Here is an 11,208-nt window from a genome sequence, read left to right as displayed (position 1 = left end):
CACCCAAGCCGACCTCGACGCCATCGCCGACGAACTCAACCAACGACCTCGACAAACCCTCGGCTACAAGACACCATCAGAAGCACTCAACGACGCGTTGCGATGACCGCCTGAAGCCGCACCGATTGCCGCGCGTTCGACTTTGTAACAGTGAGAAGCAGCAGCGGAGTCCCAACAAGGGGAGGGCCAAGATCAAGCCTGTCAACTCGATACGTTCACCGAGTATTAGGCCGTCCTCACTGCCGAGGGTGCATCATGAGTTCGGCGATGGCCTGCACGCGTGCGAGGGTGATGCCGGTCCGTTGTTCCACGGCCAGCGGGTGATCGGTGGGTTCCAGCTCCACTGTGGGACGCATACCGACGGGCTGCTGGTGGACTCTGGCCTTCAGGTTCAGGGTTGTCGGTTCGTAGCCGGGCAGCCAGACGGACAGCCAACCGAAACAGGGCGGTTCGTGCACCCGCTCCGGGCTGGTCCACAGCTCCGTCGTGCGGACATAGTTGGACTCGCTCAGCGATACCCATACGCCCCAGACGAATTCGTTCTCGGAGCCCACGACCGGCAGGATCAGTCGAGCCCGGATGAAGAAATGCTCCCCACCGATCACGCAATTCTCCGCGCCGAGGATGTTGCCCGGGGAACCATCCATGCTCCCATCCCAGTAGGCCGGCGCGGGAATGCCATAGGCAAACGGCAGTCCATCGTGACGTTCACCGCAGCACGAGCACAAGAATCCCAGACCTGTCGACACAGCCGACAATCTAACCGCCTACCTCCACCGCTGTCAGCCGTCCAGAGCGGTTGGCGGGCACGACCTTCCAACGCGCGCTCATGCCGACTTCAGTGCACTTTCGACCGGTGGATCGACGCAGGCGAATCCTAGGATGCATCGGTCCGATTCCATGTCATCGAACCCGAGGTCGCCGGCGTGCACGGACCGTGCACGGACCTCGGACCGAAATCGACCGATCGACAGATCCCGTGACTGTCACGGGGTTGGAGTACGAGTTTTCGGACTGGCTGGGCGATGCGCTGCTCGAATCGACGCCCAGCTTCATCGTCACGAAGATCCCCCCGGCCGACCTCAACTGAGCATCGTTGCCGGGCACCGGTTTTGCTACCTTCGGGGTATGCGACACACCGCGTTCGCCAGTTCCGTCCTCGAAGCGCCGATCGACCGCGTCTGGGCCTTCTTCGACGACTTCAACGGGCTGCCTGCATTCCATCCGGGCATCCGGGACAGCCGGATCGAATCGGGTGAGCCGCGGACGGTCGGCGCGGTGCGCTATCTGACCCTGCCCGACGGATTCGTCCGTGAGAGGCTGGTGAAGTTCGAGCCGTCGGACTTCACCCTCGAATACTCGATCCTCGAATCGTCCATGCCGGTGCGCGACTACATCGCTCGGATCGAGCTGACACCGGTCACCGATTCCGGCGCGACCTTCGCCCAGTGGTGGGCCGACTTCACCACCGAGGGCGTCGAGCTGGCATCGTTCGCGCCGGTCATCAGCGAACACGTCCTTGCCACGGGCCTGCGGGCCATCGGCGAGCGACTGCGCCTGGGCTGAGGCACGAACCCTGTTCGACTGAGGCAGGGTCGACTCCGCCGAAACCGGTCGGGGTGCGGTTGGACGCGAACGTCCAATACTGCCGCATTCCGGTCGTGCGGGGTAGGTCATAGTCGCTGGCCGCCAGTTGATCTCGCGGACGTCCGCGCTTGCCGAGAAGCGGATCTCGACAGGCCGCATGCGGCCCGTGTCGTCGTGGTGTGCGGTCAGGGAAGGCGCGCATACATGTACATGTCGCGGGGTTCGCCAGCGATCTTCTCCCAGCTGCGAAGCAGGCCCTCACGTTGATATCCGGCCGACTCCGCGGCGCGCCATGAGCCCTCGTTCCATGGCTCGACATGCAACTCGAGCCGCGACACTTCCTCCAGAGTCACGGCCCACGAGCTGAGCAGGCGCAGAGCCCGCCCCGCGTAACCCCAGCGCCGATAGGCCGGTCCAATCCAGTACCCGGCCGATGCTCTGCCATGACGGATGTCTCGCCGCCAGAGCCCGATCTGCCCTACCGCCGAACCGTTCTCGAGATCCGAGACCACCGTCGTGACCAACGGAATCAACAGATCCTGTCCTGCCTCGACGATCAAGCCCACATCTGCTGCCGTGAAGAGCCGCAACTGAATCCCTCACCCACCATTACCGGCACCACCAGCGCTGTCACGAGCATCGCCGCAGCTCTCATCGATCAGGCCCTACGCGTCGAATGGGACACACTCGCCGATACGTGAGCCGGAGCGGAGACCGGCATCGCGGACCACGAATGATTCCGCGGTTTCGCCGGATTCTGGCCGGAGCTGGACCGGCAGCGGGCTGGGATGGTTGTCGCTGGTCATGGGTGGTGAATGTGGTTGTGTCTACGGTCAGGTCGAGCCGCGTTTCCGGTACGCGCGCTGCTGGCACGCGCGCGAGCAGTAGGTTCGGGGCCGGCCGATCGATGACCGGGTTAGGGGTTTCCCGCATACTTCACAAGACGACGTTTCATCACAAGTTTTATCACAGCGTTCGATGAGGAGTTCGATGCCGTCGAGCACCCGCGCCAGTCCGAACTCGAAGGGGTCGGGCCGGACGAAACCTCCCGCTCGCTCCAGGGCGGTGATGGTCGGGTAGCGATCGAGCCGGGCGAACAGTGAATCACGTGCGCGCCACCACTGTTCATCGCTGAGGCCACTGCTGCGCTCGATCCGTGCGGTTCTCACCAGGGCGAGCGCCTCGGCCTGGACGAGGCGGCTGACCAGCTCGACCACAGCGACGACATCGGCCGCGGGAAGGCCGGTGGCGGCGACCATGCGCAGCATTCGCTCGTAGTTCGCCACAGTGTTCGGGCCGGGTACATGGCGGGCGCCCCCACCTTCGGCCAGCCATGGATGCCGCTGGTACAGCTCCCATTCCTGGCGTGCGCAGGCTTCCAGTGCGGCACGCCAGTCCCTGTCGGGTTCCGCCGCAGGCAATTCACCCCAGGCCGCGTCCCGCATGAGATCGACGAGTTGATCCCGGCCCGGCACATGGCGATACAACGACATGGTGGTGAAGCCCAGCCGGTCGGCGACCTTGCGCATCGACAGCCGTGCGAGTCCCTCGGCGTCTGCCACCTCGATGGCGGCGCACACAACCCGCTCCAGGTTCAGTCCGGATCGCCGCCCATCGGCTCGCTCACGCCACAACAGCTCGACGCCGTCGTCCGGGTCTTTCGCCCTGCCCTTCGCCACCGCACGCCTCCTTCAATGTGATATGCGTATACTAATGTGTACGCTATAAACGTTGGAATGAGGTCCCATGGAGTTCCACGTCTCCCCGGCCGGTGCCGATTCCGCTCCCGGCACTGCCCAACATCCATTCGCCTCTCTGGAACGTGCGCGGATCGCCGCCAAGGGCGCTGTCGGGCCGGTCGTCGTGCACCTGCGGGCGGGCACGTACGTGCTCACCGAGCCGTTCGAACTCACCGAAGACGATTCCGGCCGCGAGGGTCACCGGATCATCTACCAGGCATACGGGTACGGCACCGCCGATCGGGAGCAGGTCTGCATCAGTGGCGGCCGGAGAATCACCGGTTGGCAGGAACGGGACGGCAGGTGGCTCGCCGACGTCGGGAACCTGGACACCCGTCAGCTCTCCGTGGACGACCGCCGGGCCGAGCGCGCCGGAATCTCAGGGCTGTCCGGTACCGTGCACCGGACCGAAACGGGTTACGTCACAACCGATAAGGCCCCGCTGAGCTGGCAATCCCCCGCTTCGATCGAGTTCGTCTACCGGGGTATCTACCCGTGGACGGAGGCCCGCTGCGGCGTCGCGGCGGTCACCCGCAACGGCGATCGGATCGCGATCACCATGGTGCAACCCGCCTTCGGCTGGGCGGTCGACCTGTACAACTACGACTTCGGATACCAGGCGTTGACCGGTCCCGGCTTGCCGAGCAGAGCGGAGAACGACCCGAGTTTTCTCACCGAACCCGGCACCTTCGTCCTGGATCGATCGCGCCCGCACCACCATGTGCTGCACTACCTTCCCCGCCCCGGCGAACACCCGCATGGCACCCGGGTGGTGGCCGCGGTCTGTGAGACCCTGCTGCGGGCCACCGGAACCCGCGACGTGACCTTCCGCGGTCTGATCTTCACCGACGCCACCTGGTTGCGGCCCAACGGGAACCGAGGTTTCCTGCACTACCACGGCAACGGGTACTACGACGGAGGCGCTGTCTACACCGAGGTTCTGGTCGGAGGACGGCAATGGCTGACTGTGCCCACCGAGACGGCTACCATCCCCGCCTGCATGACGCTCGACAGAACCAGTGGAATAACGTTCGAGGGCTGCCGCTTCACCCGGCTCGGTGCCACCGCACTCGGCTCGGAGGACAGCGAGAATTTCACGGTCCGCGGCTGTGACTTCGACACCCTTGCCGCGTCCGCGATCACGCTCACCGGTGGCCGCGGTGCGCTGATCGAGGACAACCTGATCCAGCACATCGGCTTGGAATACTCCGGCTCACCCGGCATCAGCCTGCACGACACCGTGGACTGCACCGTCGCACACAACCAGGTATCCGACGTCCCGCACTGCGGCATCATGGCCGGACCATGCCGAGGAACCCGCATCCTGCGCAACCGTACCGACCGCACCATGGGTGTGCTGGCCGACGGCGGTGGTATCTATCTCGCGGGCCCACAGGGAGATTCCTTCGACAACGGTGCGGTGGTAAGCGGCAATGTCATCGAGAACGTCCGAACTCCATACAATTTCGGCCTCTACACCGACTACGGTGCCGCCTGGGTGACAGTGGAGGGCAACGTCGTTACCCGCGCGGACAATTCCGCCATCCTGGAGGTCGGCCCGCCACTGGACCACGTCGTCTACCGCGGCAATTTCTGGGACACCGACCCGGTCGGCAGCGACACGGTCCCCGAGGGCGTCACCTACGAGAACAACACCACCCTCACCGATGAACGCGAACTGCTGGCCGCCACAATGAGCATCCGGGCCCGCGCCGGTATCTCGGACCGCCTGTCCGATGGCGATCGATACGTCCGCCGTCGTGGCAATGTCGACCGATGAAGCCGGCCAACTGGATCGTCGTCGTGGACGAACGGAATCCGTCGGGCCAGTTGAACCCCAGTGAACTTGCCGACCGCGACGATCATGTTATTCGAAACGGCTGACCTGCACAAACTTGAATCAACCCGCGCCAGAATCGATGCCGGACGACCCTCGGCACTCCCCGGCCGACGCAGACGCCCCGCGCACCGCGACCGCGCGTGCCCTGCAACATCGAGCGACGACTCAGCTCCGTGACGATCGAGAAACTCATCCGCGAGTACGGCGAGGCCACGAAACTGGGGATGCATCCGGTCCGTGAGACAGTCAATCCCACCTGCGGTCGGCGAGTACAGGTGTTCAAGTTGTCGTCGGACCAGTACGTCACAGCCACTCGTTGATGGCGGCAACGAGAACGGAAGCCTCGTAACGGACCGCGAGTCTGTCGTACCTGGTGGCCACGGCTCGATGTTTCAACATCCTGTCATGCCGCGACCCGCGCGGTCCTTGGGCGCGGTGACCCGACTGTTGGACTGGGCACGCCGAGGCGGTCTGGTACGTGAGGGCGTCTCGGCTGTCATCCGGCCGTACGGTTGGCCGTGTGGGCGAGCAATTCTCTGAAGATCAACGAGTTCTACAGGCATGGACGCGGGTTTCCTGGGACTGCGGCTGCACGGATGTCTACTACTGCCCATCGTCTGGCGATATCGAGTGTCCCCGTCACAGCGGCTTCAGCGTCTGCTGCGCTCGAGTAGGTGCGCACATCGCCGCCCGCTGATCGCAGATACAACGCACTGAAATGCCGCTGGTCGCGCGTTGGTCAGTCGTCCAGATTGGTTGACCGACAAGGCTTTCCAACGCGCGATAATGCCGATTACCGCGCACCAGCCGCGCCGACCGGCGTTGGTCCGACACCGAAGGCGGTCCCTTTCCTGTGATGGTCCACACTGCCTACATCGTCGCGGTGGTCTCGACGAACTCTCCAGTCTTGTAGCGGGCCAGACCCTCACCCATGATTGAGTAATGAGTGAGAGTCGCGCGCAGCGCTTCCGAATCGACGGAGGTATTACTCGCAGTCGATCTTCGCCGATGGTGAAAATACTGGCATTTGATCCACGTCGTTGAGCTTGAAATATGCATACGCTCTATATGTCCCGGGGATACACGGGTTGATGAAAATCTCCCCGTAGCCATCGGTAAAGTCCTCGACAGCCACTGTGGACCAGCACCACCCTGCATCCTCTTCGCCCGCAGGGCACAATACTTGGAGGATGACGGCGCTTTGGAGACGTATGTAACTGCAATTAGTACCACCCGCAAGAGCGAACACGTTCGAACTCCCCGCGTGCTTCGGGCGTGTCACGTACAGCTCGCAAGATAAATTCTGGGACGTGGTGGCTATCTTGGATTTAGGGCTCCTCGTCGGCGGCTGCTCATCGAAACGCTCGGCCCCCACGAGACCGGCTGACATGACAACTGCGGCAACCCCCTGCTGCTGCGATTCCGAACATTATGTATTCCTCCCCTGCGGTATTCGATATTTCGGCGGATGGATCGCGCCGACCAACTCAGGATCGGGCAAGTGTGGTCGGGAGGCATTTGTACAAACTTGCTCCTTACCTTCATAGGTATTTCAGCCCAACGGCTTCCAGCCATCGGCCAGTTGATGCGGAATATCTTCGGCAGCGGTTGTATTCGTTCCGAGCTACCAGAGTCGTTGGTCGGCGCGAGCAGCTGCTGCGGCGGCTCTGCCGCAGCAGCTGTCCCCTCCCTTTTCTTGACGGAACCACACCCCGCAGTAGGGGTTCCGTCACAAAAGGCTATTCAACGCGACTGTTTTGGCGGAACCGGTTTTGCGTAGACGTTTTTGCGCAGCAAGTGCGGGGCTGCGTTCCCCGCGCTGACGGGTGCCGCGCCCTTGGGGTCGATCGCCGCGGCGATCGTTGTGACCGTTTGTCCTCGACGGGGCGCGCAGGCTGCGAAGGGGTGCGGCTAGCGGGAATCGGTGGTTTGTGTGCGGGGCTTCGGTTGTGGCGGTGACTGGCCTGTCGACCGGGCCTGGAGTTTCAGCTCGCCGGGCTGGATATCGAACCGGGCCGCGAACGAGGCTCTGAACCCGCTCAGGGAGTTGTAGCCGGACGATGTTGCGACGTCGACGACGGCCTGAGTGTTGTTTGGGTCGGCAAGTCGTTCGTAGGCTCGCTGCAGCCGGGTTTCGCGCAGCTGGTCACCGGGCGTCGTGCCGGTGACGGTTTTGATCGCTATCTCGAGCTGGCGCCGTGAGCATCCGAGGCTGTCGGCCAGAGTCTGCACCGACAGGTGCGGGTCGTCGCTGTACAGCTCGATACGCCGACGCGCGTCCGCGGCAATTCTGGCATGCACATCCAGTTGCGGGGCCCGTCGATCGTCGAGCGCCCCCGCGACGAGATCGACAAGTGCTCTGCTGATCGCGATGAACTCCGCCTCCGCCAACTCCAGGCGCTCGGTGGCGAGATTGTCGGCGAGCAGCCGCACGGTTCTCAGCACGGCGTTCCGCGGCCGTAAACCCAACCGACCGCGGGGTTCACGCGCAGGTGGCAGCGCGTACGCGGGAACGTTGAGCAGATAGCCGTGAAAGCCGTCGTCGTACGACACCCGCGCACCCTGGCAATAACGGACGACACCCATCTGGCCCGGCCCCAGTTCCACAGCGTGGTCGGACTGGAGCAGTCTTATCCGCCCGCTGAGTGCGATGTAGAGCCTGGCGCTGTCGTCGCCGTCCGACACCGCGGCTTTGTCACTGCGATCGTAGGTGGCCGCGCCGGAGGCGAACTCGATGAGCTGAAGCCGATCGGGGTCCCTGTCCCATTTGGCCAGAGCCCGTTGCGTCCAGGTCCTTCCCCAGAAGTCCTTCGGGGAGCCGAACTGCGTCTTGGCGATGCCCTGATTGTCGCCGACCATGCCGCGCCAGATATCGGTCCGGTCGACTGCGGAAAACTCATCGCCCAGGGAAGCCTGGCAGACGTCGTAGGACAACCCCGAGTCCTTCGTCCACAACACCACCGCCATCGCGCCCCACCCCTCGCTCGCTGCGCAGAACGGCCCGAACGGCTCGCGCCACATGTCAGTCTGCCAGTAATGGTAAGCGACACAGAAGATCTCATACAGGGGTAGCGAACAATCTCCCCACGCGAAAGCCGACGCTGGCAACCCGACGTCCGCTTATGCCGCTGGGCGGGCGTTGGTCGGCCGTCCAGATTGATTGGCTGGCACGGCTGATGACCGCCTGAAGCCGCGCCGACGTGCGGAGGTTCATCAGCACTCGCGCGCACCCGGCACCATGTACGGGCGGAGTCGACGCAGCAGGCCGAAACGCATCAACTTGCCGGAGAACGCGAGACGCTCACCAGCGTCCTGGAATTCATCGAGAAACATTGGCCCGGAAGTGTTCCGGACTTACCGCCGACCAGCTTCGCTTGCGGGCTGTGGAGCCGTCAGAGCTGTCACTGCTCGGACTCGTCCGCCATCTGACCGATGTCGAACTAGGCTGGTTCGCCCGCATCCTGTCAGGAGCAGATAGCCCGTTCGTGTATTGGCGTGCCGACGCCCCGGACGGCACCGAACTTCGACGACGCTGACGTGGACGAATCACTCCGGTTATGGCACAACGTATGTGACCGAGACGGTGGGCAGCCGCGGGGAGAGCGCCTCACCGGGCACCTGGACCAGATCCTGGCCGGGAACCGGTCCTGCCTCGAGTCTCGGGTAGCCGCTGGGCGCGCGTTGGTCGGTCGTTCAGATTGATTGGCTAGCAAGGCCTTCCGATGCGCGGTAATGCCGATGTGCGTGCCGATGGTCGGCCTTCGAGGAAGTACGTCAGTGGAAGTATTCGAAAGCATCCTCGCCCGGACGCCAACACATCCACGCTCTGTCGACGAACCCAGAGAGGGTAGCGATCTCCGGGGAGACGAGTTCGTCGTAGGCGGGACGCAGCGCGATCGCGCCGTTCGGGAAGTCCACTCTCAGACCTGCTTCGGGCGCTTCGACCGTCGCGACGACCCGCTCGGGGATGAACGACCGCAGCGCATCCTCGTCACCGACGTCTCCCTACCGAAGGTGCAGTCACGTCGCCGGGTGGACCAGGGGTTTCGTGCGGGGGTGACTCCAAATCTGGAGCAGGCAACCGGAATCGCCTGTATGCAAGCGCAGCCGGTAGTCGCCGTAGCCTGCGGGCAGCGGCGGCAGTTCGTGGTTGCGGCCCGCAAGTTCACACAGGTAGACGCCGCCGGTGTGGAATCGGCAGCTCAACTCGGCGATGTGCGGGTAGGAGCGGTCGAGGCCGGGGTCTTCGGGTGCCGTGACGACGGTTACCGCGATCTCGCCGTCGTCGACGGGCGCCCAGCACAGGGCCGCGCCGGGGACGGCGTCGATCAGATCGGCGGAGGTGGCATACGGTGGGATCGGGAGGATTTCGCCGATCTTGTTCGGCCATTCGAGCAGGAAGAACTGACCGGCGCGGATGCGAAGCACGAAATCGTGCCGTTCGGTGGTCGCGCGCCAATGCGGAGCGTAGTAGGGCGGAATGTCGCCGAAGCCGCGTGCGGCAAGGTATTTGACGTACTCCGCGTCGGTGATCTCGCGCGCGCGGTCGACGATGCCGGGGACGTCTCCCGGCTCGGGGTACTCGTATCCGCCCAGAGCCGTGAAACCTCGGGCCCGTTCGGCGGGGCCAGGTTGCCGCCACCTGGACGCCTTGATCATTCCGCAGGCCCGGCAGGCGATCCGGCTGATGTTGATGGTGTGCCCGGACTCGTCGGTCTCGATTTCCGTCGCCACCAGGACATCGCCGTCGGGAAAGTCGTGGCGGTCACCGCAGGCATCGATGATCAACGCCATCGCCATATCGTGACGACTCGGGAATTCCATGGCGGTCACCCTCTCGGCTGGGCCAGCAGGGCGCGGCCACGCTCAGGGGTGAGCGTCTCGGCCAGGGTGGGGTCGGCCAGCAGCACGATCGGCGCGATGTGGTCGGGTGTACGCGGTCGCCACCGCACCAGCGCCGCGCACACCGCTTCCCACAGTGCGTCCGAATCGTCGGCATGCTCGCGCAGCGCCTGCCGGATCGAGGCGTCGAATTCCGGATTGCCGAAATCCAAGGAGGGACCGCCGCGCCGCAGCCTGGCCTGATACTCGCCGATGACGAGGTGGGTGCGCTCGTCGTGCATCGCCATTTGCAGGACCGTTCCCTGGAACGGGCGCGCGTTCGCGATGTGGTCGGCGAACAGTACCGGCAGCAGTTCCGCGGTGAACAGCGGATCGTCGGGAAAATCCGCGGATTCCGGCGCCGAACCCACCCACCGGTTCAGCGACTGCCTGGTGTACATGTGGTCGCGTGCGAGGAACAGCTGTAGTTGCGCCCGCAGCACGGTGGCGCGGTCACGGCCGAACTTCTCGGCCTGTTCCAGCGCTTGCTCCGCCGCGTCCACCGCACCGGAGAGCGCGGCGCGGCGGGCCTGCTCGACCGTGACGTCCCAGCTGTCGCGGGTCTCGCCCTCTGGATGGTCGAAGCGGTGGAACGAGGCGTAGAGGTCTTCCATCAGCGCGGCGAACGACGGGAACCGTATGGGGCCTTCACCCCACGCGAACAGTTCGTAGGCGGCCCACTCCCCGGCCGCGTCGACATCACCCGGATCGAGGAACAGGATCCCGGCGTCGGCCTCGCGCGAGATCAGCAGCCCGCGGCCCAGTGGATTGCCGTTCTCGGGGGCCGGATACTCGTAGCAGAGGTCCTTCCAGGACGCTTCCCAGAACGGTTCGATGTCACGCAACCAGCCGATATCGGAAGTGTCCCGCATGCGGTCGACGAAATCGGCGTGCCGCCAGCCATCGGTCGTCAGCAGGAATTCGCGGTACGACGGGGGCAGCCTCCGCCCGATCCGCACCTCGGCCGCCGCGACCGCGTCCTCGGTTGCCGGGGCGAACCCGAGCCAACCGTCGCGCAGGATCTCCGGATCCTCCTGGCCGGGTTCGCGACTGCGGATCCACTCCTCACTCCAGCGTGACAACAACGGTTTCCAACTCATGGTCGAGCATGCTGCCACGGAGGTACGACATGCCGACTCCGCCGCTGCCTCACGGGCAACC

The 11,208-nt window shown here is 64.5% G+C and carries 10 protein-coding genes; 4 read left to right on the top strand and 6 right to left on the bottom strand.

Annotation, left to right across the window (positions count from 1 at the left end):
* Nucleotides 1-236: 236 nt before the first annotated feature.
* A complete protein-coding gene (locus tag IU452_RS31465; protein ID WP_195112823.1) occupies nt 237-749 on the bottom strand; it encodes a DUF2199 domain-containing protein in 513 nt (170 codons plus the stop codon).
* Between the two features lie 379 nt (nt 750-1,128).
* Between IU452_RS31465 and IU452_RS31460 the strand changes: the two genes are divergently transcribed.
* Entirely contained in the window at nt 1,129-1,566 is a 438-nt protein-coding gene (locus IU452_RS31460) for an SRPBCC family protein (RefSeq protein ID WP_195112822.1), read from the top strand.
* A 206-nt stretch (nt 1,567-1,772) separates the two neighbouring features.
* Here the strand turns inward: IU452_RS31460 and IU452_RS31455 are convergent, their stop codons facing one another.
* Both IU452_RS31455 and IU452_RS31450 read right to left on the bottom strand, forming a co-directional pair.
* Nucleotides 1,773-2,153: a GNAT family protein gene (locus IU452_RS31455; protein WP_324192937.1), complete on the bottom strand. Its 381-nt coding sequence runs from the start codon at nt 2,151-2,153 to the stop codon at nt 1,773-1,775.
* A 267-nt stretch (nt 2,154-2,420) separates the two neighbouring features.
* Nucleotides 2,421-3,167, bottom strand: a complete 747-nt coding sequence (locus IU452_RS31450; RefSeq protein ID WP_324192936.1) for a TetR/AcrR family transcriptional regulator — start codon at nt 3,165-3,167, stop codon at nt 2,421-2,423.
* A gap of 166 nt (nt 3,168-3,333) precedes the next feature.
* On the opposite strand from IU452_RS31450, the gene IU452_RS31445 reads away from it, so the two are divergent.
* Both IU452_RS31445 and IU452_RS31440 read left to right on the top strand, forming a co-directional pair.
* Nucleotides 3,334-5,106: a right-handed parallel beta-helix repeat-containing protein gene (locus tag IU452_RS31445; RefSeq protein ID WP_195112820.1), complete on the top strand. Its 1,773-nt coding sequence runs from the start codon at nt 3,334-3,336 to the stop codon at nt 5,104-5,106.
* 233 nt (nt 5,107-5,339) lie between these two features.
* Nucleotides 5,340-5,486 carry a hypothetical protein gene (locus IU452_RS31440; protein ID WP_228819063.1) on the top strand — a complete coding sequence of 49 codons (147 nt, stop codon included), beginning with the start codon at nt 5,340-5,342 and terminating at the stop codon, nt 5,484-5,486.
* A gap of 1,591 nt (nt 5,487-7,077) precedes the next feature.
* Here IU452_RS31440 and IU452_RS31435 read toward each other — a convergent pair.
* Entirely contained in the window at nt 7,078-8,187 is a 1,110-nt protein-coding gene (locus IU452_RS31435; RefSeq protein WP_195112819.1) for a helix-turn-helix domain-containing protein, read from the bottom strand.
* 179 nt (nt 8,188-8,366) lie between these two features.
* Here IU452_RS31435 and IU452_RS39345 point away from each other — a divergent pair, with 179 nt between their 5' ends.
* The gene (locus tag IU452_RS39345) at nt 8,367-8,702 is read left to right on the top strand and encodes a DUF664 domain-containing protein (protein WP_324192934.1); all 336 of its coding nucleotides are present in this window, start codon (nt 8,367-8,369) and stop codon (nt 8,700-8,702) included.
* A gap of 484 nt (nt 8,703-9,186) precedes the next feature.
* Here the strand turns inward: IU452_RS39345 and IU452_RS31425 are convergent, their stop codons facing one another.
* Entirely contained in the window at nt 9,187-9,990 is an 804-nt protein-coding gene (locus IU452_RS31425; protein WP_195112817.1) for a hypothetical protein, read from the bottom strand.
* 5 nt (nt 9,991-9,995) lie between these two features.
* Nucleotides 9,996-11,147, bottom strand: coding sequence for an SMI1/KNR4 family protein (locus IU452_RS31420; protein WP_195112816.1), 1,152 nt, complete (start codon nt 11,145-11,147; stop codon nt 9,996-9,998).
* Between the last annotated feature and the right edge of the window lie 61 nt (nt 11,148-11,208).

Origin of the sequence: Nocardia transvalensis (genome assembly GCF_015477765.1) — a bacterium.
Classification (GTDB): Bacteria; Actinomycetota; Actinomycetes; order Mycobacteriales; family Mycobacteriaceae; genus Nocardia; species Nocardia transvalensis_A.
This window is presented reverse-complemented; position numbering and strand designations above follow the sequence as displayed.

Coding starts and splice junctions, on each gene's coding strand:
- IU452_RS31420 (WP_195112816.1), bottom strand. CDS start 11,147: ATGAGTTGGAAACCGTTGTTGTCACGCTGGAGTGAGGAGTGGATCCGC.
- IU452_RS31460 (WP_195112822.1), top strand. CDS start 1,129: ATGCGACACACCGCGTTCGCCAGTTCCGTCCTCGAAGCGCCGATCGAC.
- IU452_RS31445 (WP_195112820.1), top strand. CDS start 3,334: ATGGAGTTCCACGTCTCCCCGGCCGGTGCCGATTCCGCTCCCGGCACT.
- IU452_RS31425 (WP_195112817.1), bottom strand. CDS start 9,990: ATGGAATTCCCGAGTCGTCACGATATGGCGATGGCGTTGATCATCGAT.
- IU452_RS31435 (WP_195112819.1), bottom strand. CDS start 8,187: ATGTGGCGCGAGCCGTTCGGGCCGTTCTGCGCAGCGAGCGAGGGGTGG.